General features: G+C 71.1%; 18 protein-coding genes and 1 riboswitch. Of the genes, 14 read left to right on the forward strand and 4 right to left on the reverse strand.

Annotated features, from left to right (window positions below; translation table 11 throughout):
• Positions 1 to 91: 91 nt before the first annotated feature.
• The 3 genes from IVW53_11025 to IVW53_11035 are packed head-to-tail and all read right to left on the reverse strand — an operon-like array spanning position 92 to position 4,966.
• Positions 92 to 1,078 carry a TIM barrel protein gene (locus IVW53_11025; protein ID MBF6606102.1) on the reverse strand — a complete coding sequence of 329 codons (987 nt, stop codon included), beginning with the start codon at positions 1,076 to 1,078 and terminating at the stop codon, positions 92 to 94.
• Between the two features lie 11 nt (positions 1,079 to 1,089).
• Positions 1,090 to 3,873, reverse strand: a complete 2,784-nt coding sequence (locus IVW53_11030; GenBank protein ID MBF6606103.1) for an alpha-mannosidase — start codon at positions 3,871 to 3,873, stop codon at positions 1,090 to 1,092.
• Positions 3,821 to 4,966 (reverse strand): Gfo/Idh/MocA family oxidoreductase, encoded by a 1,146-nt coding sequence (locus IVW53_11035; GenBank protein ID MBF6606104.1) that lies wholly within the window; start codon positions 4,964 to 4,966, stop codon positions 3,821 to 3,823. The genes IVW53_11030 and IVW53_11035 overlap by 53 nt, the downstream gene beginning before the upstream one ends.
• A gap of 145 nt (positions 4,967 to 5,111) precedes the next feature.
• Here IVW53_11035 and IVW53_11040 point away from each other — a divergent pair, with 145 nt between their 5' ends.
• Positions 5,112 to 6,866, forward strand: coding sequence for an alpha-glucosidase (locus tag IVW53_11040; GenBank protein ID MBF6606105.1), 1,755 nt, complete (start codon positions 5,112 to 5,114; stop codon positions 6,864 to 6,866).
• 64 nt (positions 6,867 to 6,930) lie between these two features.
• Positions 6,931 to 7,473, forward strand: a complete 543-nt coding sequence (gene mscL, locus IVW53_11045; GenBank protein MBF6606106.1) for a large conductance mechanosensitive channel protein MscL — start codon at positions 6,931 to 6,933, stop codon at positions 7,471 to 7,473.
• Here the strand turns inward: mscL and IVW53_11050 are convergent.
• Positions 7,395 to 7,772 (reverse strand): nuclear transport factor 2 family protein, encoded by a 378-nt coding sequence (locus tag IVW53_11050; protein MBF6606107.1) that lies wholly within the window; start codon positions 7,770 to 7,772, stop codon positions 7,395 to 7,397. The genes mscL and IVW53_11050 overlap by 79 nt on opposite strands.
• 300 nt (positions 7,773 to 8,072) lie before the next feature.
• On the opposite strand from IVW53_11050, the gene IVW53_11055 reads away from it, so the two are divergent.
• From IVW53_11055 to menB, 12 genes are all read left to right on the forward strand, one after another.
• Positions 8,073 to 8,972, forward strand: a complete 900-nt coding sequence (locus IVW53_11055) for an NAD(+)/NADH kinase (protein ID MBF6606108.1) — start codon at positions 8,073 to 8,075, stop codon at positions 8,970 to 8,972.
• The gene (locus IVW53_11060) at positions 8,969 to 9,610 is read left to right on the forward strand and encodes a phosphatase PAP2 family protein (GenBank protein ID MBF6606109.1); all 642 of its coding nucleotides are present in this window, start codon (positions 8,969 to 8,971) and stop codon (positions 9,608 to 9,610) included. The genes IVW53_11055 and IVW53_11060 overlap by 4 nt, the downstream gene beginning before the upstream one ends.
• Before the next feature lie 305 nt (positions 9,611 to 9,915).
• Positions 9,916 to 12,000 carry an EAL domain-containing protein gene (locus IVW53_11065; protein MBF6606110.1) on the forward strand — a complete coding sequence of 695 codons (2,085 nt, stop codon included), beginning with the start codon at positions 9,916 to 9,918 and terminating at the stop codon, positions 11,998 to 12,000.
• A 137-nt stretch (positions 12,001 to 12,137) separates the two neighbouring features.
• A riboswitch (FMN riboswitch) is annotated at positions 12,138 to 12,305 on the forward strand.
• Between the two features lie 98 nt (positions 12,306 to 12,403).
• On the forward strand, positions 12,404 to 13,570 hold the full coding sequence (ribD, locus tag IVW53_11070) for a bifunctional diaminohydroxyphosphoribosylaminopyrimidine deaminase/5-amino-6-(5-phosphoribosylamino)uracil reductase RibD (GenBank protein MBF6606111.1): 1,167 nt from the start codon (positions 12,404 to 12,406) through the stop codon (positions 13,568 to 13,570).
• Entirely contained in the window at positions 13,563 to 15,431 is a 1,869-nt protein-coding gene (gene ribA, locus IVW53_11075) for a GTP cyclohydrolase II (GenBank protein MBF6606112.1), read from the forward strand. The genes ribD and ribA overlap by 8 nt, the downstream gene beginning before the upstream one ends.
• Positions 15,428 to 15,970, forward strand: a complete 543-nt coding sequence (locus tag IVW53_11080; protein MBF6606113.1) for a 6,7-dimethyl-8-ribityllumazine synthase — start codon at positions 15,428 to 15,430, stop codon at positions 15,968 to 15,970. Before ribA ends, IVW53_11080 begins: the two co-directional genes overlap by 4 nt.
• Before the next feature lie 19 nt (positions 15,971 to 15,989).
• Positions 15,990 to 18,509, forward strand: coding sequence for a 5-amino-6-(D-ribitylamino)uracil--L-tyrosine 4-hydroxyphenyl transferase CofH (gene cofH / locus IVW53_11085; GenBank protein MBF6606114.1), 2,520 nt, complete (start codon positions 15,990 to 15,992; stop codon positions 18,507 to 18,509).
• A gap of 134 nt (positions 18,510 to 18,643) precedes the next feature.
• A complete protein-coding gene (locus IVW53_11090) occupies positions 18,644 to 19,261 on the forward strand; it encodes a TetR/AcrR family transcriptional regulator (protein MBF6606115.1) in 618 nt (205 codons plus the stop codon).
• Positions 19,258 to 20,718 (forward strand): isochorismate synthase, encoded by a 1,461-nt coding sequence (locus tag IVW53_11095; GenBank protein MBF6606116.1) that lies wholly within the window; start codon positions 19,258 to 19,260, stop codon positions 20,716 to 20,718. Before IVW53_11090 ends, IVW53_11095 begins: the two co-directional genes overlap by 4 nt.
• Positions 20,715 to 22,550, forward strand: a complete 1,836-nt coding sequence (menD, locus tag IVW53_11100; GenBank protein ID MBF6606117.1) for a 2-succinyl-5-enolpyruvyl-6-hydroxy-3-cyclohexene-1-carboxylic-acid synthase — start codon at positions 20,715 to 20,717, stop codon at positions 22,548 to 22,550. Before IVW53_11095 ends, menD begins: the two co-directional genes overlap by 4 nt.
• Complete coding sequence (locus IVW53_11105) at positions 22,547 to 23,377, forward strand: alpha/beta fold hydrolase (protein ID MBF6606118.1); 831 nt, start codon at positions 22,547 to 22,549, stop codon at positions 23,375 to 23,377. Before menD ends, IVW53_11105 begins: the two co-directional genes overlap by 4 nt.
• Before the next feature lie 9 nt (positions 23,378 to 23,386).
• Positions 23,387 to 24,208 (forward strand): 1,4-dihydroxy-2-naphthoyl-CoA synthase, encoded by an 822-nt coding sequence (menB, locus tag IVW53_11110; protein MBF6606119.1) that lies wholly within the window; start codon positions 23,387 to 23,389, stop codon positions 24,206 to 24,208.
• Positions 24,209 to 24,213: the final 5 nt, after the last annotated feature.

Here is a 24,213-nt window from a genome sequence, read left to right on the forward strand (position 1 = left end):
GGCGATCCTGGCCAAGGTCGGGCGTTGTCGAGCCATTCTTGAGACGGCGCACTAGGGCTCGCTCCAGTTCGCTGTCAATGCGTAATCGATTTCATGTGATCGGTTCCGTGTTCAGCGGTTCCGACCCGACGACGGTGAGCATCGATGCGAGGACGCGGCGCCCGATCGCGGCCGCCTCCGATGGTGGCGACCAGCTGCTGTCCTGCTCGACCATGAGCCAGCCGGCATAGCGGCGCTCCGCGAGGACGCGCAGGCATCCGGGCAGATCGAGGGCTCCCGATCCGAGCTCGGTGAAGATGCGAGCCTCGACCGCCCGGCGGAGTCCGCTCAGCGCGCCGCTGCGCAGATCCGCGAGCACGTCCGGATCGACGTCCTTCAGGTGGACGTGGGTGACCCGGGCGCCGAGCCGACGGAGCGCGTCCACCGGATCGCCGCCGCCGACGAGATGGTGGCCGACGTCGAGGCAGATGCCCACCCGTGCTCCGTCCGTCTCCGCCACGAGGCGGTCGACCTCCTCGGGCGTCTCCACGAGCGTCGCGGCGTGGGGATGGAAGGCCAGCCGATGACCTCGCTCGATCGTCTCGTCGGCGAGGGTGTGCAACGCCGTCGCGAGTCCCCGCCAGGCTGTATCCGACAGGCGGGGTGTGCCCGGCTGATTCGCACGGCCGGCTCGCTCGTCGCGGTCGGCAGAACCGTCGAGCGCCACGCAGAGCACGTCGCCCCCGCCCTCGTGGAGCAGGCGCAGCCGCTCGCGCCCGAGGGCCAGGGCATCCTTCGCCAGCCCGTCGGAGGTCGCCGGCAGGGCGGCGTACACCTCGGCCAGCCGGAGGCCGCGCGCCGCCAGGGCTGTCCGCAGCTCCTTGCCCTCGGGAAAGCCCGTACCCAACTGGGTCCCCTCGTAGCCGAGCCGCGCGATCTCGTCGAGGATCGTCGCCGCGCTCGTGCCCGGCAGGGGCTCCCCGACGTCGACGCTGTTCCAGAGGATCGGCACGGTCCCGATCGACGTCTCGCGCAGGGCGTCTCCCGAGCGCCTGAGCCGTGACCGCAGATCCGGGGTGGGGGGGCCGGGCGTGTCCAATCGAGCGGTCCTCAGCGCAGGCGGACGGTGGCGATTTCCCAGGCGCCCATCGGCAGTCGCAGCAGCGATTCGGCGCAGCGCAGGGGAGCGCCCACCCGACCGAGCAGATCGACGGCCCACGCCTCGCGGAAGTCCCCCCGGACGATCGCCTCGGTCGGTGACGCGTGCTCGGCGACGAGCCGAAGCTCCAGCCCGTCGCCGCGACGCCTGAGGGCGCTGAGAACGACACCGGACCCTTCGATGCTGAGCCCGGCCGCACCGCTCGTCCCGGGTGCCGCGGCGCGCGCCGTGCCGCGCACGGCCACCAGCGGGTGCTGGTAGCGCTCTGCTGCGAGCAGGACGCCAGCCTCCGACCAGCCGAGGGCATGGGGGAGGATGGCGAACCCGAAGCCCCAGGGGCCGAGCCGCTGCGCATCGGGCACGGGGATCTCGGGGCCAGCCGGGTCCTCCCGGAACGGGTTCGCATTGCGGCTGATCGATCCGAACGAACGCAGCACCGTGAGCGCCAGCTCACGACCGCCATCGACCAGCTCATACTCGGTCAGATGGTCGAGCAGGACCGTCACCCCGGCAGCATGGACGAAGCCCCGCGCCGGGTAGGTCGGCAGCGGCACCTCGCCGTGCCCGCCCTCCATCGTGAGAGCGCGTTCCACGACGGCGAACTGCCCCTCGGCGGCCGAGGTCGTGGCCGGTGATGGGAGCGGGATGTGCCAGCGCAGCCGGTGATCCCGTGAGCGATTCTCGAACTCGATGCGGACCCGCACGAACGACTCGCCGGCTCGGAGCTCGAGCCTGGTCGTCACCTCCGTCTCGACCGTGGCGCCGGTTCGGGCCGAGCCCGCCGGCTCCACGGCGAGCGGCCAGTCGTAGCGGCGCCGGACGACGACTTCGCCGAGGAGCGGCCCGTCGATGGTCCGCTCGATCGAGACGGCCAGCGGTGCCTGGACCAGCCGGTCGGTGACCGGCGGCCCGTAGTTGTAGCTGTCGCCGAACTCCCCGCCGTCGACGATGCGCCCGACGCCGACCAGCTCGGATCCGCCACCACGGAGACGGATCGTTCCGTCCGCCTCGACGCTCAGCTCGAGCAGGCCATTGGAGAGCGCCTGGGCAGAGGCCACGACGGGTGCCTCGTCCGATGTCGGCTCGGTCGTCGCACCGCCCACGTCGACGGTGGACCACCCGAGCGGTGGTGCGGGAACGCGCACGAGGATCCGGCGGCGGTCCGGGGCCATGACCACCAGCTCCCACAGCTCGTCCGGCGCGCGGGCCGCGGCCGTCACGACGCCGCCCACGAGCTCGTCCACGTCGAGTTCGGGTGGCTCGCCGACATCGTCGACGAGGAGGATGATCGTGGGGACATCACCGCCGGTCTCGAACCGCGAGCCGTTCAGCTGGCGCCCGAAGATCTCGCGGCCGTGCCGCCGCCGCCGCAGGAGCTCCGGGATCTCGTCGCCGCGGAGCCGGATCCGCGCGATGACCGGATCCTTCCGCGAGAGCTCCTGGAAGGCCAGCCGCTGCCCCTCGCTGGCGAACGCCAACTCGTCTCCGTCCGGAACGGCGACGTCCAGGGCGACGAGATCGGTACGAGGCATCGGCGACGGGTTGACGACCCCCCAGCTGGCGACGGGGATACCGGCGGCGATCCTTCGGCAGGTCGCGTTGACGATCCCGCGACCCAGCTGCTCGGCTTCCGCGAACCGGACGAGAACCTGGGCCACGACGGTATCGTGGGAGCAGCCGCAGATCGAGTCGTGGGCCGAGTTGTCGACGACCCGCCGCCAGGCCAGCTCAAGGAGCCGCTCCGGCCATTCGCCGCCATGCAGCGCGGTCAGCGGCTCCGCATACCGTTCGAGCAGGCGCTCCACCCTGGCGCAGGCGGCCTTGAGATCGATCCGAGCCGAACTGACCCCCATCAGCATGTTCGCCCGGGCGCCGGAGCGGAGCTCGCCGGTCCACTGCCGGGTCGGTCGGTCGTCCGTCTCCGGGCGTCGGGCCGCATAGTCGGCCAGCGTCTCGAGGCGCACCTCGACCTCCGCATCGTCGCGGTTGACCGCATCAACGAGGTCGGCGAGACGCGGTGAGGGGACGGCATGGTCGGTGCCGTACATGGCGAGGAACGAGCGTTCGCCATAGAAGCCCGCATTGGCGGCGCGGTAGCCGACCAGCTTCGAGCCGAGGAGATCGGGCACGTCGAACAGGTAGGCGCCGTTGCCGTAGCCGCCGACAAGGTATTCGGCCGCCACCTCGGAGCCGTCCGGCGCGGCCCAGCGGAACGTGTTTCGGTCGATGGCCGCGGGCACGCCGCGCCAGACGACTGCCCGGTCGATCCCCGCGCGCCGCAGGATCTGTGGCATCTGGGCGATGTGCCCGAACATGTCGGGCAGGTAGCCGACGGGCATGGCGCCACCGAGCCCTTCGGCCCGGGCCCAGCCGAACTCCAGGTTGCGAACGATCGTCTCGCCCGAGACCAGGAACTCGTCCATGAGGATCTGCCACGGCCCGATCGCCAGACGCCCCTCGGCGATCAATCGCCGGATGAGCGGCTCCGCGTTCGGACGCACCTCGAGGTAGTCGTCGATCGTGGCCGTCTGACCGTCCAGGGTGAAGCGCATCCGCGGGTCCTGCGCCATCCGCTCGAGGAGTTGGTCCACGAGTTCGACGAGTCGCATCCGGAAGGTCTGGAATGGCTCGTACCACTCGCGGTCCCAATGGGTGTGCGGGACGAGATGGACGACGGCGCGCTCAGTCAAGGGGTGACGCCTCGGTTTGGATCGGAAGGCCGGTCTGGGCTGCATGGCGAGCCACGATCCGCTGGGAGGTCACGATATCTGCGCGACCCTCCACGGCGCTGGCCTTTGGCGCGCGTCCGTCAACGATCAGGGCGTGGAACGCCAGCAGCTCTTCCTCGAATGCCTCGGCGACAGACCGTTCGCGCGTATCGCGCCTGCTGCCCCCGGCAAGCTCGGCGATCCGCAGGTCGGTCGGGGCGTGCAGCAGATAGGGCGCCGGGAACTCGAGCTCGATCGTCGCCCGCTCGCTGACGACGCGGACCTCCTCGCGATAGACCGGATAGTCGGGCAGGAAGTGCCAGCGGATCGCGAATCGCGCGTCGCCGCGGAGGCGTCCCGTGATCGAGACTGATGGCGGCCAGCGGTTCGCCGGCCACACGTCGACGGCATCGATCCCGATCGGATCGCCGGCGAAGGCACGGATCAGCGCCAACTCGTGAACGATGCTCCCGAGCAGGACGTCCGAGTAGAGCCGGCCGAGTTCCGCGGCCGCAGGTCCGAGGGCGACCGACCGCAGCCGATCCTGCTCATCGCGCAGCTTCGCGATGGCATCCGCGGGGATGTCGCCCGCGTGTGGCAGGAGATGGGCATGGGCGAGCTGCCGCTCCCCGGTCGGGTGGAGGACGCAGACCTCGATCGAGCGGACCGACCCGACGCGGCCGGTGTCGCTCGCGACCGCGAGACCCTCCACGACCGCCGGGTCATAGAGCTTCATGTAGCCGACCTGGAGCCTGCGACTCGAGTCCGCGGCCAGTCGGGTGGCGATCGTGTCCGCCTCGGCAAGCGTCCACGCCATGGGCTTCTCGGCGAAGACGGCCACGCCCCGATCGAGTCCGGCGAGGATGGCATCGCCGTGGGAGCCCGAGGTGAGAATGAGGAGGGCATCGAATCCACCGGCGTCGAGCAGCTCCGCCAGCGAGCCGAATCTGTTGGCCGCGGGCACCCGGTACCGCTCGCCGATCGCCTCGACCAACCTGGGCGACAGGTCCGCCACGGCCGTGATCCCGAACCGGTCACCGAGGCCGTCGAGCAGCGGCAGGTGAACGGCCTGGGCGACCGCGCCGAGGCCCAGGACGCCGACTCGAACGCGATCAGGCACGGGAAGCGGCAGCGGGCGTGCCCATCGGCGTGGAGTATACGGGGCCGACGGCGGCCGACCCTCGTCGCCTGAACCCGATGTCGTAGGCTGGGTCCGCACCGAGCAGGGCGCCAATCCGCAGGTTCGACGAAGGGACGGTCGTGTCATGCCCAGGGCGCCGCGCCGCGCACCGACTGCCAGGACAGCCGCGGCGACCACCCTCCCTCCGCCCGTCGAGGGCGCCGCCTTCGGCGACGACTGGTGGAGGCGGGGAGTGGTCTACCAGGTCTACCCGCGCTCGTTCGCCGACTCCAACGACGACGGCATCGGCGATCTGCCCGGGCTGATCGAGAAGCTCGACTACCTCAACGACGGCACCGATCGGTCGCTCGGCGTCGATGCGATCTGGCTCTCGCCGATCCATCCGTCGCCGGGATTCGACGTTGGGTACGACGTCGCCGATTACGATGCGATCGACCCGATCTTCGGCACGCTCGAGGACCTCGACCGCCTCGTCGCAGAGGCGCATCGGCGCGGCATCCGGATCGTCCTCGACCTGGTGGTGAACCACACGAGCTCGATCCATCGCTGGTTCGAGGAATCGCGCCGGGATCCGTCCGGCCCGTTCGGCGACTGGTACCTCTGGCGCGATGGGCGCCGCGATCGATCCGGCCGGCTCCGCCCGCCCAACAACTGGGTCTCGTTCTTCGGAGGCTCGGCCTGGACCTGGGACGAGATGCGCGGCCAGTTCTATCTGCACACGTTCCTGCCGCAGCAACCGGACGTGAACTGGCGCAACCGGGAACTCCGAGCAGCGATGCTGACGATGGTTCGGGGTTGGCTCGATCGAGGCGTCGATGGATTCCGTCTCGACGTCTTCAACGCCTTCTTCAAGCACGCAGATCTGCCATCGAACCCACGCCGGATCATGGGCCGGCGACCGTACGATCGGCAGATCCATCTCTACGACAAGGACCGTCCTGAGCTGGTCGACCTCCTCGTCGAGTTCCGTGCCCTCGTGGATTCCTATCCGCAGCGGATGACCGTGGGCGAGCTCTTCTCTGCGGATCCCGCGCTGGCCTCCAGGCTGAGCGCCCCGCGACATCTCATCTTCGATTTCGACCTGCTCCGGCAACGCTGGAACGCCCAGGGATTCGCCGAGGCCAGCGAGAAGCACGAGCAGCGCTTCGGGCCGCAAGGCTGGCCGACGATCGTGCTCTCGAACCACGACCAGCCGCGGCAGGCCTCGCGCCTGGCCCCGGGAGCCGATCCGGCCACAAGTGACGCGATCGCGCGGGCGGCCGCGACGATCAGCCTGACCCTCCGTGGCACGCCATTCCTCTACTACGGTGAGGAGATCGGGGCGCGCGACGTGCCGATCCCCTGGCCGGAGATCATCGACCCGCCGGCCAAACGCGGCGGTCGGCTCGGCCGGATCCTCGCGCCCTGGTGGAATCGCGACCAGGCACGATCGCCGATGCCCTGGGGCGAGGGCCCGAACGGCGGTTTCTCCTCCGCCCGGTCATGGTTGCGCATGGCCCCGGATGTCGAGTCCCGGAACGTCGCCGTCCAGGATCGCGACCCATGGTCCGTGCTGGCCACCTATCGCCGGCTGGTCTGGCTCCGTCGGCACCACCCGGCGCTCCAGTCCGGGACCTACCGACGGTTGGCCTCGGGATCGCTTGACCTGTTCGCCTACGAGCGCGCGGCGGCCGACGAGACGATCATCGTCGCGGTCAACTTCGGTCCGGCGGCGAGGAGCTTCCGGGTGCGGACGGGGCGCCGTTGGACCGTGATCTTCGATACCCAGGCGCCGACGACCAGCGAGCTCGCGAATGGCGACCAGCTGCAGCTGCGCCCACGCGAGGCGATCATCCTCCTGGCCGGCTCCGTCGGCGACACGCAGCGTCCGGCGACTTGACCGGCCTGCCTATCATCGCGACGAAGCAGAAGCGCTTCCCGCCCGGCAGTTGGGGTGACCCTGGATGAGGGGATTCCGCGAGTTCCTGCTGAAGACCAACGCGATGGCGTTGGCCATCGGCGTGATCATCGGCGTGGCGCTCGGCAACGTCGTCAACTCCCTGGTCAACGACCTGATCATGCCGCCGATCGGCCTGGCGCTCGGTGGGATCGACTTCGGACAGCTCAAGATCGTGTTGAAGGCCGCGACCGGCGGGAACCCGACGACGGAGGTTGCCCTGCGCTGGGGCAACTTCGTCAACGTCGTGATCACGTTCGTCGTGATCGCGTTCGTCGTGTACATGATCGCCAAGGCCTTCGTCCACGAGGAGGCGACGGCGCCGGTCAAGGGGTGCCCGGCCTGCAAGGAAGCGAATGCGCTCGACGCCACCCGCTGCAGGGCCTGCACCAGCGCGATCTGGCCGGTACTGATCGGCCCGCGACCTCTGAGCGGCTGGCCCGGTTGGGCCGCTCCGCCGAGGGCCCTTCGTCAGCTGAAGAACGCCGTGATCGCCGCCGTGTCGTCGGAGAACGCCCAGCGCTCGCTGATCTTGCCCTCCCTCATGTGATAGATCTCGGCCGTTCGGTAGGTGAAAGTCCTGCCGCCGCGGGTGGCGGTCGCCTCGACGAGCGCGATCGTGTGGTCGTCGTTGGCGATCACGTCGTGGAGCTTGCCGGTGATCGTGTAGTCGGCTGCCCCGCCCGGTCCCTGGGCCCGCAGGGCGGCCTTGCCGCGGAGCGGCTCGGAGCGGCCGATCTCGTGCCACACGACATCGTCGGCGATCAACCCATCGAGCGCCCGCATGTCGCCGCGACCCAGCGCCTCGGTCATCGTGCGGGCCAGCTCGGCATTCGCGTGCTCTGTCATCGTCTGCTCCTCCTCGACAAGCTGGCCGGCGTTCGGGGTGCGCCGAACCCGGGTCCATGACCCGTATCAGCGTACGCTCGACGACCAGGAGGCTTCCCGTGCGTGTAGCGGCGGCCGCATCCGGGCCGGCCCCGTCTCTTGGTACTCTGAAAGGAGTTTGTAACGAGCGCGGGCACGCCACCCGGGGGATCCGGACCCATGCGCGTGTTCGCAAGGGAACCGAGGAGGATCGCCTGTGGACCGGAAGTCGGGCCACGCTGACGGGGAATGGCCCGGCGCCGCGGGGCCGGCGGACGGCGCGTGACGACCCACGCCCTCGTCGTCGGGCGGCTTCGCAAGGGACGGAAGATCGACGACGTCGTCGGCGAGGTCGAGCGCCTGCTCCGCGATGGCGGATGGAAGGTGACGAGCCGCGTGGTGAAGCGCAAGCGGGACCTTCGCCGCCTGGCCCGTGACGGGGTGAAGGAGCACCTTGATGTCGTCGTCGTGGTCGGCGGGGACGGCGCCGTGCTCCAGGTCGCATCGTCGCTCGCGGAGACGAGCACGGCCCTCGGGATCGTCCCGGCCGGGACCGGGAATCTCCTTGCCGGCAACCTCAGGATCCCGCGAGAGCCCGCCGCCGCGGCGCGCACGCTCCTGAGCGGACGGCTCCGGAAGATCGACCTCGGACGGGTGACGGTCGATGGCGTGGAGCACGATTTCACCGTGGCCTGCGGCATCGGCTTCGATGCGAAGGTCATGGACGCCACCGGTACGAGCCAGAAGATCCGCTGGGGTAAGCTCGCCTATCTCGCCAACGCGATCGGCCAGACCGGGCACATCCATAACGCCCCGCATGTGATCACGATCGACGGCGTCCGCACCACCACCGAGGCGGCCCAGGTGTTCATCGCGAACTTCGGTCGGATGCTGCCGGTGGTCGTGCCTCGTCGCCGCATCCGCGGCGACGACGGCCTGCTCGACGTCATCGTCGTCCGCGCCTCCGGGCCGATCCCGGGCCTGCTCGCAGGATGGGAGGCCCTCATGCAGAAGGATCTCGGCGAGAGCGCCGGCGGTCATGTGTTCCGCGCCCAGGCCCGGTCCGTGGAGATCGAATCCGAGCCGAGCCGGCTTGTCGAAACCGATGGCAGCGTCGTCGGCAAGACACCGGTCAGCGTGTCGATCCGGCCCGGGGCTCTCACTGTCATCGTGCCCCGATGAGCTCGAGATCCGTCTCCCGCGCCTGGGGCGCGATCGCGCTGATCGGCCTCGCCGGGTTCCTCCTGCTCCTGGGGCTCGTCGGTACCCGGACCGTCATCCCGTTCGATCAGCCGCTTCTCGACCTCGGCCGGAGCTTCGGCCGCTTCGCCGACGTCTGGAACCTGATCTCGAACTCCGCCAACCTGCCGATGATCGCGATCGGGGTGGGCCTCGTGCTGTCCCTGTTCCTCGCCCATCGTCGCCGTGACGGCATCCTCGTTATCGTCGTGCTGGCGGCGGTGACGGCCGGCAGCGAGGGCGTCAAGCTGCTCATCGCCCGGCCCCGGCCGCCGGGCAGCGATACGGTCGTCCCGGGGGTCGTGTACAGCTTCCCCTCGGGCCACGTCCTCGAGGCGGTCACGATCCTCGGGATCATCGCCCTCCTCGTCTGGCGGAGCGGGCTGCCGGGCTGGGCCCGGGCGGGCCTCGCGATCGCCGTCACGATCTTCGTCGCCCTCGTTGCCGTGGCCCGGGTGGCCCTCAACGCCCACTATCCGAGCGACGTGCTCGCCGGGTTCCTCGCCGGCATCGCCGTGCTCGCGCTCTTCGCCCTGCTCACCGCCCCGCGGCGGCGGACGCCCCCAAGGCGGGACCCCTGAGCGAACAGCGCCTCCGATCCCCACAGGGCAGGCCGTCGGGACTGTCCGGTACCGATGGCCCATGGACGGAGGCCGTCGCGGTGCGATAGCGTCGTGCGCATGACCTCGGCGTCCCTCGGTTTGACGGTGCCCGCGGCGGACCTGCAGATCGGCAGGAGCCTTGCGTTGGCGGTCTCGAACCACAGACGCGACGGCCGCAACCGGATCGTCGTCGCGGGGAGCCGGTCGCGCCCCGCTGGCACACCTCCGCCGGTCGTGGTGCTCTCCACGGACGCTGCACGGGAATGAGATCGGTGGGACTTCGGGTGCCAGATGCCTCGGCTGGGGCGGTTCGCGCGCGTCTCGCGACCGGGGTCTCGTTCGGCGGGGCTCGACCCGGTGTCAGGGATCTGGCCGGGCTCAGCGCTGCCGCGTCGATCCTCGTTGGGGGCATCGTGCTCCTCGGCTGGTGGCTGGGGATCGACGGCCTCAAGTCGTTGGTGCCGGGGGCGTTGACCATGAAGGTCAACACGGCCCTGGTCTTCGTGCTGCTCGGCGTCGGGATGTTCGCTCGAACGAGACCGATCGGCATGTGGCGGCGCCACCTGGCGGTCGCGCCGTTGATCGCCGCGATGCTTCTCAGCGCCGCGGTCGGCAGCCAGTATCTGGTCGGCCGGGACTCGGGCATCGATCAGTGGCTGTTCCGGGAGCTGCCGGGGCAGATCGGGACCCTCCACCCGAACCGGATGTCGCCGATGACGGTCGTCTGCTTCCTGTTGATCGGGACCGGGGTGCTCCTCGCCAGCAGGAATCGCACCAGCGCGGCCGTGCCGGCGCTGCTGCTCGGTGCGCTCATCGTCGCGCTGTTGAACATCCTCGATTTCATCTTCGAGGGGGCGACCCCATCGCTGCTCGCCGGCTATACCCAGATGGCACTCAACACGGCGGTCATGATGGTCGTGCTGAGCATCGGCGCCATGGCTCTCCTGCCCGATGGCGGGCCACTCGAGGTCTTCGCGGGTCAGTCTTCCTCAGCCGGACTCGCCCGCCGCCTTGTCATCGCGTCGCTTGTCGCTCCGGTCGCCCTGTCTTGGCTTCGACTTCAGGGCGAAGAATGGGGCCTATACGGAGCCCGGTACGGGGCCTCCCTCACGGTGCTCGGGACGTTCGTCTTCCTCACTGCGGTCATCTGGCAGAGCGCGCGGTCGGCGCGACGGACCGAGATCGCCCGGTCGGCCGCCCTCGAGGAACGCGACCGGTTCTTCGACGTCTCCTCCGACATGCTCGCCACGGCGAGCGCCGACGGGTACTTCATCCGCCTCAATCCCGCATGGCAGGCTACGCTCGGATACGACCTTGCTGAGCTCCGTTCGCGGCCCTTTATCGAGTTCGTCCACCCCGACGATCGGGCGGCGACCAACATCGAGGCTGCTCGGCAGGTGGACGAGGGCAAGACGGTCCTCAACTTCGAGAACCGCTACCGCCACCGGGACGGCTCCTACCGGTGGTTGGAATGGACGTCGACGCCCTCGGCCGACGGATCCCGTCTCTATGCCGTGGCGCGGGATGTGACCGGCCGCAAGGAAGAGGAAGAGCGCCGCCTGGCGCCCATCCTCGCCGTCCGCGAACAGCGAGCGGAGGCGCGACGGAAGATCGAGGCGACGATCGCGCAGCGGGCGTTCCGACCGGTCTTCCAGCCGGTCGTCGATCTGTCGAGCGGCTCGGTCGTCGGGTTCGAGGCACTCACCCGGTTCGATGATGGTTGCCGACCCGACGTGGTATTCGCAAGAGCGCTCGAATGCGGTCTGGGAATCGAGCTCGAACGCGTGACCCTCGAGGCTGCAGTTCGCGAGGCTCGTCTGCTGCCGCGCAACGCGTGGCTCAGCCTCAACGTCTCGCCGACGCTGCTCTCCGATGTCGAGGCCCTTCGACCGCTGCTTGGCGAACCGTCCCGAGCGGTCGTGCTCGAGATCACCGAGCACGAGTCGATCGGCGCCTACGCGCCGTTGCGTGAGGCGTTGACGCGCCTCGGTTCCCACGTTCGCCTGGCGGTCGACGATGCCGGCGCGGGGATCGCGAACTTCAGTCATCTGGTCGAGCTTCGGCCCGACTTCGTCAAGATCGATGCAGGGCTGGTTCGCGGCGTCGACACGGATGTCAGCCGCTCGGCCCTCGTCGTCGGGCTCGTGCATTTCGCCGAGGCTGCCGGCTGCCTCATCATCGCCGAGGGTATCGAGACAGAGGGGGAGCGGGCGACGGTCGCCGAGCTCGGGGTGAGGCTCGGTCAGGGATACCTGCTGGCCAGGCCCGCCGCAGCGGAGAGGTGGAGAGCCACGAGGGACCCTGGCGAGCGCAGGGCCTCCGCGTCGAACAGCCGTCGACGCCTTCGGATCGCCACGGTCCCGCGATAAATCGCGCATCCAGTCGCTGGCCGGCGAGAGCCAGGCCTCGCAGGGACCGGTCAGGTCCCGGGACGTGACGTAACAGGGCGTCAGCCTCGCGCCGGCTCGACCAGATCCGTCCCGCGAGCGGTGCGTGGTAGATTGGGGTCGGCCTTCGGGGCAGGGTGAGATTCCCGACCGGTGGTAGTCCTGCGTTCAGGCGCAGGGAGCCCACGAGCGGCCCGTCGAGCGACGGGTGTCAGCAGATCCGAAGGTCGCCTCTCGGGGCGACCTCGACGGAGCCGACGGTACAGTCCGGATGGAAGAAGGCAGCGTCGCGTCGCGTCCGCATCGGGCGCGCTCGTTGCGTCTCGTCTGGGCCCCGAGCCGGATGAGGTGACGGGGCGCGATGAAGAGACCGGCGCAAGATCCGATGGGACGAGCCCTCGAGCTCGCTGCCCTCGGGCGCGGCCGGACGGCCCCGAATCCTCCCGTCGGCGCCGTCGTCGCCCGGGACGGCCAGATCGTCGGCGAGGGATATCACGTTGCCGCCGGCACAGCTCACGCGGAGACGATCGCCCTGGCGGAGGCCGGTCCACTCGCCCGGGACGCCACCCTCTACGTCACGCTCGAGCCCTGCTGCCACCACGGCCGGACGCCTCCCTGTACGGAGGCGATCATCGCCGCGGGCGTCGCCGAGGTCTGGTATGCGGTCGGGGACCCGGATCCGCGCGTCGCGGGCAGCGGACACCGCGCCCTCGTCGCGGCCGGGATCCGAGTCGAGGTCGGCGAGTCGGAAGCGGCGGCCGGGGAGCTCCTGCGGGGGTACCTGCTCCGCCATCGGCGCGGTCGCCCGTGGGTCACCGCGAAATTCGCGATGAGCCTGGACGGCAAGATCGCGACTCACTCCGGCGACGCCCGCTGGATCAGCGGCGAAGCCTCGCGGGCGCACGGTCATGTGCTTCGGGATCGCTCGGACGCGGTGATCGTGGGCATCGGGACCGTGCTCGTCGACGACCCCCGCCTCACCGTGCGCCCGATGCCGGCCGATGGCCGCCAGCCCCATCGGATCGTCGTCGACACGCGGCTGCGGATGCCCCTCGATGCGGCGCTCGCCGGGCCTGAACTCGCCGCCGGGACGACGGTGGCCTTCGCGGCAGCGGGCCGCGGCTCGACGTCAGACGATGCGATCGAGGCGGACCGGTTGAGCGGTCCGGCACCGGCCCTCGCCCAAGCCGCCGCGGCGCTCGAGGATCGCGGCCTCGGCCTTCTCGGCCTCCCACCCGACCGATCGGGGCGCGTGAACCTCCGCGACCTCCTCGCTGCCCTCGGCCGGCGAGGCTACAACGAGGTGCTCGTCGAGGGTGGCGGCGAACTGCTGGCGGGGTTCTTCGCGCTTGGGCTCATCGATGAGGTAGAGGCCTGCGTGGCGCCGCTCGTGATCGGCGGCCGTGGGGCGAACACGCCGGTCGGCGGGATCGGCGTCGAGCGGATCGATCGGGCCGGCCGGTTCGAGATCGTCGATCTCGTCCGGCGGGATCGGGATGTCTGGATCGTGGCGCGCCCGGCCGGGCCGCCGATGGAGGTCGCGAATGTTTAGCGGGATCGTCGCGGGGGCCGGCAGGGTCGCCTCTCTCACCTCGGGCGAGCCGGGGATCCGGCTCATCGTTCACGCCCCTGAGCTTCTCGACGACGTGGTCGACGGCGAGAGCGTGGCCGTCAACGGCGCCTGCCTGACCGCGGCCGGCCGCCCGGCCCCCGACGAGCTTGCCTTCGACCTGATGCCCGAGACGCTCCGACGCTCGAACCTCGGCGGGCTCGTCGCCGGCGACTCGGTCAATCTCGAACGGTCGCTGCGGTTCGGGGATCGGATCGGCGGCCACCTCGTCCAGGGGCACATCGACGGGATCGCGGAGGTCGTCTCGGTCGTTCCCGAGGGAGACGCTCGGCTGCTGCGGGTTCGCCTGCGGGAGGGTCGGCTCGCCCGCGCGATCGTCGAAAAAGGGTTCGTCACGGTCGACGGGGTGAGCCTGACCGTCGTCCGCTCGCTGCCCGACGGCTTCGTCGTCTCCCTGGTCCGGACGACGCTCGAGCTGACGACCCTCGGGGCGGCCAGGCCCGGTACGATCGTGAATGTCGAGGTCGACCTCTTCGCCCGCCACCTCCTCGATGGGGCGCCGGCACCCCGCCCGCTTGCCGCCGCGGATGGTTCGCCGCCGGGAGAGGGTGATCCATCCGTCGCGATCACCGCAGCGCTCGACGCGCTCCGGGCTGGGCGGCCGGTCCTCGTTCTCGATGACGAGGACCGCGAGAACGAGGGCGACCTCGTCCTCGCCGCCGAGTTCGCGACCGCCGAGTGGCTCGCGTTTCTCATCCGGGAGGCGGGCGGCTTCGTCTGCGTGGCGATGGACGGCGGGCGGCTCGACGCGCTCGATGTCCCGCTCATGGTCGACGCGAACACGTCGCGACAGGGAACCGCCTTCACCGTCAGTGTCGATGCCGCCACGGTGTCGACCGGCGTCTCCGCCGCCGAGCGGGCGGCGACCGTGCGCACGCTCATCGACCCCGCGACCAGGCCCGCCGATCTGGTGCGACCGGGCCACGTCTTCCCGCTCCGCGCCGTGGACGGGGGGTTGAGAGAGCGGCGAGGACACACCGAGGCCGCCGTCGAGCTCTGCCGGCTGGCCGGACTCGAACCCGCCGCGGTCATCGTGGAGGTGATGAATCCCGACGGCACGATGGCCCGGCGGCCAGAGCTGGCCGCGTTTGCGGCCGCCAACGATCTCTCGCTCATCACGGTCGGTGACATCGCCGGCTTCGACGACGCCGCGGGCGAGGTTCGGCCACAGGGCCGGTCGGTGGAGGCGCGAGGTTCGGTGGTCCGGGTCGCGGAGAGCTCGCTCCCGACCGAGCACGGGCGCTTCCGGATGATCGTCTATGGCGCCGGCGACGGGCTCAACGACCTCGCGCTCGTCCTCGGCCAGCCGGACCCGGACAACGCTCTCGTCCGGGTGCACTCCGAATGCCTCACCGGCGACGTCCTCGGCTCGCTTCGCTGTGACTGCGGCCCCCAGCGCGAGCAGGCGCTCGCGACGATCGCCGCAGCCGGGTCTGGGATCCTTGTCTACCTGCGCCAGGAGGGTCGCGGCATCGGGCTCGCGAACAAGGCCCGGGCCTACGCCCTCCAGGATGCCGGGCTCGATACGGTCGACGCGAACCTTGCGCTCGGATTCCCGGCGGACCTTCGTGACTACGGACGAGCGGCGGCGATCCTCGCCGATCTCGGGGTCGATCGGGTCTGCCTCCTCACGAACAACCCGGCGAAGGTGCAGGGCCTCGAGGCCGCCGGGATCCGCGTGCTCGAACGCCGCCCGCTCGAGGTGGTACCTGGGCAGGAGAACGCCGCCTACCTCGCGACGAAACGAACCCGCCTGGGCCATCTGCTGGAGACGAACCGATGACCGCCAGCTCGGAAACCAGCGTCGGCCGTGGCGAGTCCGCGGGCGACGGCCGCGACGGACGCGGGTTGCGGATCGGGATCGTGGCCTCGCGGTTCAACGCGGAGATCGTCGAGCGGCTCGTCGAGACGGCCCGCGACGAGCTCGTCCGGCTCGGGGTCCGGCCGGAGGACGTCCTCCTCCTCCGCGTTCCCGGGGCATTCGAGCTGCCGATCGTGGCCCACGCGCTGCTTCGCTCTGCCATCCCCCCGGACGCGGTCGTCTGCCTCGGCGCGGTCGTCAGGGGGGAGACGCCGCACTTCGATTTCGTCGCCGCTGCGGCCGCGGACGGGATCCTCCAGGTCGGTCTCGACACCAGTCGGCCGGTGATCTTCGGCGTCCTCACCACCAACACGATGGCCCAGGCCTGGGACCGCGCCGATGGCACCTACCATCGGGGCGCCGACGCGGCCCGCGACGCGGTCGAGATGGCGAGGCTCCTGGCCGGTCCGGAGCTGGCGGCTCGGGCCCACAGCGAGATGATTGATTCCCGTGCGATCTGAGAAGGAAGGTTCGGGACCGATGACGCCTGCGACACCCATCCGGCGTAAGTCAGACGCGACGCATGCCACCGATTTTCCCACGGGGGCGACCCCGCGCATCGACCGCGCGGAGGCCCACGCCCTGACCGGGATCGCCGACGGGCCCGAGCTCGAGGCGCTGCTCGCCCGGGCCGTGGCTCTCCGAGATGGGCGCGGCCACGGCCGGATCACCTATTCCCCGAAGGTCTTCATCCCGCTCACGAAGCTCTGCCGCGACGTCTGCCACTACTGCACGTTCGCCCGGCCTCCCCGGCGAGGTGAACGGGCTTACCTGAGCCTCGACGAGGTCGTCGAGATCGCGCGGGCGGGGGCTGCGGCCGGTTGTCGGGAGGCGCTCTTCACCCTCGGTGACAAGCCGGAGCTGCGCTACGCCGTGGCCCGCGATGAGCTGGCCGCGCTCGGCCATCCGACGACGATCTCGTACCTCGCCGAGGCGGCGGGCGCCGTCCTCCGCGAGACGGGGCTGCTCTCCCATGCGAACCCGGGCGTCGTCTCCGAGTACGAGCTCGCCCTGCTCCGGACGGTCGCTCCCTCGCAGGGGATCATGCTCGAGACGGCGACCCCGCGGCTCAGCGAACGGGGCGGACCACACTTCGGCTCGCCGGACAAGCTGCCCGAGCGCCGGCTCGCCATGATCGAGGCGGCCGGTCGGCTGGCGATCCCGTTCACAACCGGGATCCTCATCGGCATCGGCGAGACCCGCGCAGAGCGGATCGACGCCCTGTATGCGATCGCGGACCGCCATGCCCGCCATGGCCACATCCAGGAGGTGATCGTCCAGAACTTCCGGGCCAAGCCCGGCACGAAGATGGCCGAGAGCGCCGAGCCGACGCTCGATGACCACCTCTGGACGATCGCGGTCGCCCGCCTGATCCTCGGGTCCAGAGCCCATCTCCAGGCCCCGCCGAACCTCACCGGCGACTTCGGCCGCCTCCTCGACGCGGGAATCGACGACTGGGGCGGCGTCTCGCCGGTCACCGTCGACCATGTCAACCCGGAGGCCCCCTGGCCCGATCTCGATCGGCTCGGGACCATCACCGAGTCGCGCGGGCTTGCCCTCCAGCCCCGCCTCACCGTCTACCCCGAGTACGTCCTCGACGGGACGCACTGGATCGACGAGGGGGTTCGACCGGGCGTGCTCCGGCTGTCTGACGGCGCAGGATTCGCCCGGGACGAAGCGTGGTTCGCCGGGATCACCCCCGACAGTCCGCCGCTGACGTCGCTGATCGCCGGCCCGGTGCCGATCTCCGGTCGCAACTCCCTTCCATCGATCCTCGAGCGCGCCGGCGGCGGCGACGCCCTGACCGCGACCCAGATCGTCCGGCTCTTCGAGGCCCGTGGCGGCGAGGTGCGGCTGGTGACGGAGGCCGCTGATGAGCTGCGGCGGGCGACGAACGGCGACGAGGTCACGTACGTCGTCAACCGGAACATCAACTACACGAACGTGTGCACGTACCGCTGCCAGTTCTGTGCCTTCAGCAAGGGCAAGCTCGCCGAGAACCTCCGCGGGAAGCCGTACCTGCTGCCCCTCGAGGAGATCGTCCGGCGCAGCCGGGAGGCCTGGGAGCGAGGCGCCACCGAGGTCTGCCTCCAGGGCGGCATCCACCCGGATTTCACAGGGGACTTCTACCTCGACGTGCTCCGGGCGATCAAGGCGGAGCTGCCGACCATGCACGTCCATGCCTTCTCGCCGCTCGAGGTGAGCCAGGGGGCGCGGACGCTCGGGCTCGGGCCCGAGGCGTACCTCGGACGACTCCGCGAGGCCGGCCTGGGGAGTCTTCCGGGCACGGCCGCCGAGATCCTCGACGACGATATCCGGGCGATCATCTGCCCGGACAAGCTCCGGACCGCCGAGTGGGCCGAGGTCATCGAGGCGGCCCACCACGTGGGTCTGCGCACGACGAGCACGATCATGTTCGGCCACGTCGAGGGCTACGACGCCTGGGCCCGTCACCTGCTCGTGCTGCGGGGGATCCAGGCGCGGACCGGCGGGATCACCGAGTTCGTCCCGCTCCCGTTCGTCCACCTCGAGGCGCCGATGTACCTCAAGGGCCGCGCCCGGCGCGGGCCGACGTACCGCGAGTCGATCCTCATGCACGCGGTGAGCCGGCTCGCCCTCCATCCGCTCATCGGAAGGATCCAGGCCTCCTGGGTGAAGCTCGGCCCGACCGGCGCGGCAGCGGCGCTCCAGAGCGGCGCGAACGACATGGGCGGGACACTGATGAACGAGTCGATCTCGCGGGCAGCGGGCGCCACCCACGGACAGGAGCTGGCGCCCGAGGGGATGGAGGCGCTCATCCGCTCGATCGGTCGCCAACCTCGCCAGCGTACGACCCTGTACGGCCAACCGCCGGAGGAGCAGGTCCACCGCTCGTTCGGCGCGCCGCCGCTCTCGGAGCTGATCCAGCCGACGGATCTGCGATTCCTGCGGGCTGGAAAGGCGCCGGGCTCGGGACGAACCCGTGACGTCGACCTCATTGGTCGTGTCGAGGTGTCCTGAGTCAGCGATTCCGACTTCGCACAGAAGGGTTCGCGCAGCGGCGCGCCGGAGCCGGCCGAGCCCTGGGGCGGAACGTTCTGATACGATTCCACAAACCGACCAACAAGTCGGATATGGGCGAGGTCTCCAGGGGAGTGACGCAGGAGCGGAGCAGACGCCGGCGCGAGCGGATCCTCGACGCCGCCTTCCACGTCTTCAGCGGCCTCGGCTATCGGGGCGCAGCCGTCGACGAGATCGCCCGTCAGGCCGAGACGAGCAAGGGTGGGGTCTATTTCCACTTCCCGACGAAGGAGTCGCTCTTTCTCGAGCTGCTCCGAACGACCGCCGACCGCCTCGTGGCCAAGGTCGAGCGCGAAGCTGCCCGCGAGTCAGACCCCATCGCTCGCGCCGACGTCGCGCTCTGGACGGTCCTCTCGACGTTCGCAGGGCACCGGACGATGGCCCGCCTCCTGCTTGTCGATGCGATCGGCGCGGGCCCGGTCTTCCAGGCCGAACTCGAACGCCTCCACGAGCGGTTCGCGGGCCTTATCGCGGCGCATCTGGAGCGGGCGGTCGAGGACGGGATCATCGCGCCGCTCGATACCGCTACGGTCGCAGAGGCCTGGTTCGGCGCACTCCACGAGATCGTCGTTCGCTGGCTGATGGCCTCCCGGCCCGATGTGCTGGAACGCACCTATCCGACGCTTCGGGCGGTCCTTCTGCGTGGGGTGGGGATCGACGAGTCGCGGATTGCCGCGTTGCCGGAGCGATGACCGTCACCAATCGCACCGGCGCCGAGACCGATCGCCGGCCGGGTTCCGGCGCGGACGAACTCGTCGCCATTCTCTTGCCGCTCCTCGACCGGACCACGGTCCGCGGCGTGCGAACGCTCGTCAGTGCGACGGTGCCGGTCGCCTGGCGCGATCCGGTGGCACTCTTCGCCGCGGCTCGCGCGATCGACGACGAGGTGGCGATCTGGCTCCAGCCCGACGCCGGGTTCGGGCTCGTCGCGATCGGGTCGGCCTGGACGGTGGAGGCGACCGGCTGTGACCGCTTCCGGCAGGTCGCGACCGCCTGGTCGGACCTCGTCGAGGGCGCGGTCGTCCAGGGTTCGGACGACGTTCCCGGCGCGGGTCCTCTCCTGTTCGGTGGTTTCGGGTTCGGGGCGGAGGCCGCACGATCGCCAACCTGGGCCGGTTTCGAGTCCGCCCGACTCGGCCTGCCGAGCCTCCTCATGACGGTCACGCAGGCGTCGACGTGGCTGACAGCGAGCATCATGATCACGCCGGGGGCGAAGCCCGGCGCCCGTGAAGCGGTGGCGAGGGAGCTCGACCGACGGTGGGCGAGGCTCGCTGCCGAGGCGACCGAACCGGTGCCGCTCGTCCCAGCCTCAGCCGAGCTCCGGATCGCCCGGCAGGTCCCGGAGGCCCCGGAGTGGCGGGCGACCGTGGCCCGGTTCGCCGGCGCGGTCGGCCGTGGCCGGCTCGACAAGGCCGTCCTCGCCCGCCGGGTCGACCTCCACGCCGACGGGTCCATCGACGTTCCTGCCGTGATCCGTCGCCTCGAGGCGACGGGGCCCGAGTCGACGATCTTCGCCGTCGGCCGCGGCACGAGGACCTTCCTCGGGGCGACGCCCGAGCGGCTCGCGCGCAGCAAGGGCCGGGAGTTCCGGACGGTCGCTATGGCGGGCTCGATCCGTCGCGGTTCGGACGCCGAGGAGGACGAGCGACTGGGCGCCGATCTCCTGGCGAGCGAGAAGGATCGGGAGGAGCAAGCGGTCGTCGTGGAGATGCTTCGCGAGACCCTCAGCCCGGTCACCGATCGGCTCGAGATTCCGCACCGGCCGTCGGTCGTCCGGCTCCGCCACATCCAGCACCTGGCGACCGAGCTGCGCGGCCGGCTGCGCGAACCGGTCGGGATCGTCGGGCTCGTCGAGCGGCTCCACCCGACCCCGGCGGTCGGCGGGGCGCCCCGCGAGCTCGCGCTCGAGTTGATCGCCCACGAGGAGCGACTCGAGCGCGGTTGGTACGCCGGCCCCGTGGGCTGGCTCGACCGGCGAGGAGATGGCGAGTTCGTCGTCGCGATCCGCTCGGGCGTTGTCGACGGTCGAGCGGCGAGCCTCTTCGCGGGCTGCGGGATCGTCGCCGATTCAGATCCGCAGCGCGAGTGGGAAGAGTCGCTGATGAAGCTCCGGACGCTCGCCACCGCGCTCGGGAGGGTCGCGTCGTGAGCGGCGGCGCAGGCGCGGGAGCTGGCGCCGGCACGGCATCTGGCTCGGCGCCCTACCGCACACCGGCCGGCCCGCTCCGAGCACTCGTCGAGGAGCTCGTCCGGGCCGGGGTCCGGGACGCGGTCGTCTGCCCCGGGTCGCGCTCGACGCCCATCGCGCTGGCCCTCCGGGCCAACCCGGCGATCCGGACCTGGCTCCACCTCGATGAGCGAGCGGGAGCCTACTTTGCGCTCGGGGCGGCCCGCGCGAGTCGCCGCCCGACGGTGATTCTGGGCACGTCTGGGACGGCCGTCGTGAACTTCGCGCCGGCCGTCGTGGAGGCTCGCGAGGGTCGCGTCCCGCTCGTCGTCCTGACCGCCGATCGGCCGCCCGAGCTGCGCGACCGGTCGGCCCCCCAGGCGATCGACCAGTCTCACCTCTACGGGCGCTTCGCGAAGTGGTACGTCGAGCTCCCCGTCCCGGAGGAGTCGGCGCTCCTCGAGGCCCATCTCCGGGGAGTCGTGGGACGGGCGGTGGCGATGGCCGTGGAGGTGCCCGCGGGGCCCGTCCACGTGAACCTCCCGTTCCGCGAGCCGCTCGTGCCCGAGGGCTCGCTCGAGCCCGAGGGAGCCGCGGACGAGCCGCCCCACGTCGAGGTCCTGCGCGGGCGCGCGGCGCTCCCGGAGGGCGATCTCGCCCGGCTCGCCGACCGGCTTTCCCGTCTCCGGCGCGGGCTGATCGTCTGCGGGCCGCTCGACCTGCCCGGATTCCCCGAGGCCGTGGCGTGTCTCGCCGCGGCGAGCGGTTTCCCGATCCTCGCCGATGGCCTGTCGAACGTCCGCCTCGGGCGCCACGATCGCTCCCGCGTCGTCGCGCGACACGACGCGATCGTCCGTTCGGAGCGGTTTCGGGCGGCCCACGTGCCGGACCTCATCATCCGCTTCGGCGGGACCCCGACCTCAACAGCGCTCGTCGAGATGCTCGCGGAGCAGCGGCCGCGGCAGATCGTCGTCGACGACGGCGGCTGGGCGGAGCCGACGCTCCGGGCGGTCACGATGGTCCACGCCGAGCCGGTCGGCCTCGCGGCGGCGCTCGCCGAGGCCGTCGCGGCCGTGCGCGCCGGGCCGGCGGAGGTCGACTGGCTCGGCGCCTGGCTGGCGGCCGACCGGACCGCGGACGCGGCGATCCGCGGCTGGTTGGCGACGCTCGACGAACCGTTCGAGGGTGCGGCCTTCGCCGACCTCGAGGGGGTCCTGCCCGACGGCACCGTGCTCGTCGCCGGGAACAGCATGCCGGTCCGGGACATGGACGCGTTCCTGCCGGCAGGGCCGGCGGCCGTGCGCTGCCTCGCCAACCGCGGGGCGAACGGGATCGACGGCGTGGTCTCGACGACCCTGGGGATAGCCGCGGTCCACGACGGCCCCGTCGCCCTCGTCGTCGGCGACCTGTCGTTCGTCCACGATCTGAACGCGCTCGTCGCGGCGCGCCTCCATCCGCTGTCAGCAACGATCGTCCTCGTCAACAACGACGGAGGCGGGATCTTCTCATTCCTGCCCCAGGCGTCGGCGGCCCGGCCGGAGGTCGGCCTGCCCGACCACTTCGAGGAGCTTTTCGGGACGCCCCACGGCCTCGATCTCGGTCGGCTCGTCGCCGCGCTGGGCGGCGAGCACCGGCAGGTCGGGCCGGGCGAGATCGGCCCCGCCGTCGCCGGGTCGCTCGACCGGCCCGGGGTCAGGGTCCTCGAGCTCCGGACCGATCGGACGCGGAACGTGGCCCTCCACCGGGCGAGCGCCGCGGCCGTCTCGGACGCCCTCGGGCGGCTCCTCGCCGGCGCCGCCGGGGTCCGCCCATGACTCGGCTGGCGGTGAACGGCGTCCGGCTCGAGGTCCGCGCGGGTGGGCAGGGGATGCCGCTCCTCCTGCTCCACGGCTTCACGGGGCGGGGCTCGAGCTGGGCCCCCCACCTGCCCGCCTTCGGGCGCTCCCACGGGACGATCGTCGTCGACCTGCTCGGTCACGGCCGCTCCGACGCGCCAGTCGATCCGGCCCGCTACGCGATCGAGCGTCAGGCCGATGACCTGGCAGCGCTGGCCCGTGCCATCGGGGCGCCGGTAGCCGACGTGCTCGGCTACTCGATGGGCGCCCGGATCGCCCTGCGCCTTGCCCTCGACCACCCGACCGCCATCCGGCGGCTCGTCCTCGAGAGCCCCTCGGCCGGGATCGCCGACGCCACCGAACGCGCCCGACGCCGGGCCGCCGACGAGGCGCTGGCCGAGACGATCGAGCGCGACGGGGTCGCCGCGTTCGTCGACCGTTGGGAGGGCCAGCCCATCTTCGCGAGCCATGTCGCGCTCCCGGCCGCGGCGCGGGAGCGTCTCCGTCGACAGCGCCTGGGACACACGCCAGCCGGTTTGGCGAACGCCCTCCGCGGCGGCGGGCAGGGAGCGATGACGCCGCTCGACGGTCGCCTCGGCAAGGTTTGCGCCACCACGCTCGTCGTGGTCGGGAGCCTCGACCCGGTCGGCCGCGAGCGGGCTGCCGTCATCGCCGGCGGGATCCCCGGAGCCCGCTTCGAGGTCGTCGAGGGCGCCGGGCACACCCCTCATCTCGAGCGGCCGGCGGTCTTCCGCCGGCTCGTCATCGCCTTTCTCGCTGGCACGCCAGACCCGCCCACGCACTGAGGAGCCACGATGGCTGTCACCTGGACGAAGGTCCGCGACTACGTCGACATCATCCACGAACACTCCGGAACCGGGATCGCCAGGGTCACGATCAATCGACCGGAGGTTCTCAACGCCTTCCGGCCGGAGACCGTGACCGAGCTCATCGACGCCTTCCGCCAGATCCGCGACGACACGTCGATCGGGGCCGTTCTCTTCACCGGAGCCGGCGACCGGGCGTTCTGCTCCGGTGGCGACCAGCGGGTGAAGGGCCAGGGCGGTTACGTCGGCTCGGACGGGATCGCGAGGCTCAACGTCCTCGACTTCCAGCGCCTGATCCGCTCGCTGCCGATCCCGGTCATCGCCCTCGTCAACGGCTATGCGATCGGCGGCGGCCACGTCCTCCACGTCGTGTGCGACCTGACGATCGCGGCCGACCACGCGCGCTTCGGCCAGACCGGCCCGCGGCTCGGGAGCTTCGACGGGGGCTACGGGGCGACGCTGCTGGCCCGGATCGTGGGTCACAAGCGGGCCCGCGAGATCTGGTACCTCTGTCGCCAGTACACGGCGCAGGAGGCGCTCCTGATGGGTCTCGTCAACGCCGTCGTCCCCCTCGATGATCTCGAGGAGGAGGGGATCCGCTGGGCGGACGAGATCCTCGAGAAGAGCCCGACGGCGATCCGCTTCCTCAAGCGAGCCTTCAACGCCGACACGGACGGCCTGGCCGGCCTCCAGGAGCTTGCTGGCGACGCGACGATGCTCTACTACCAGACCGAGGAGGCTCACGAGGGGAGCCGGGCGTTCCTGGAGAAGCGCAAGCCCGACTTCACGAAGTTCCCGCGGCGGCCGTGATGTCC

The organism is Chloroflexota bacterium (genome assembly GCA_015478725.1).
GTDB lineage: Bacteria > Chloroflexota > Limnocylindria > Limnocylindrales > CSP1-4 > C-114.

Coding starts and splice junctions, on each gene's coding strand:
- IVW53_11040 (MBF6606105.1), top strand. CDS start 5,112: ATGCCCAGGGCGCCGCGCCGCGCACCGACTGCCAGGACAGCCGCGGCG.
- IVW53_11050 (MBF6606107.1), bottom strand. CDS start 7,772: ATGACAGAGCACGCGAATGCCGAGCTGGCCCGCACGATGACCGAGGCG.
- mscL (MBF6606106.1), top strand. CDS start 6,931: ATGAGGGGATTCCGCGAGTTCCTGCTGAAGACCAACGCGATGGCGTTG.
- IVW53_11030 (MBF6606103.1), bottom strand. CDS start 3,873: ATGCAGCCCAGACCGGCCTTCCGATCCAAACCGAGGCGTCACCCCTTG.
- cofH (MBF6606114.1), top strand. CDS start 15,990: ATGACGCCTGCGACACCCATCCGGCGTAAGTCAGACGCGACGCATGCC.
- IVW53_11060 (MBF6606109.1), top strand. CDS start 8,969: ATGAGCTCGAGATCCGTCTCCCGCGCCTGGGGCGCGATCGCGCTGATC.
- IVW53_11105 (MBF6606118.1), top strand. CDS start 22,547: ATGACTCGGCTGGCGGTGAACGGCGTCCGGCTCGAGGTCCGCGCGGGT.
- ribA (MBF6606112.1), top strand. CDS start 13,563: ATGTTTAGCGGGATCGTCGCGGGGGCCGGCAGGGTCGCCTCTCTCACC.
- ribD (MBF6606111.1), top strand. CDS start 12,404: ATGGGACGAGCCCTCGAGCTCGCTGCCCTCGGGCGCGGCCGGACGGCC.
- IVW53_11080 (MBF6606113.1), top strand. CDS start 15,428: ATGACCGCCAGCTCGGAAACCAGCGTCGGCCGTGGCGAGTCCGCGGGC.
- menB (MBF6606119.1), top strand. CDS start 23,387: ATGGCTGTCACCTGGACGAAGGTCCGCGACTACGTCGACATCATCCAC.
- IVW53_11095 (MBF6606116.1), top strand. CDS start 19,258: ATGACCGTCACCAATCGCACCGGCGCCGAGACCGATCGCCGGCCGGGT.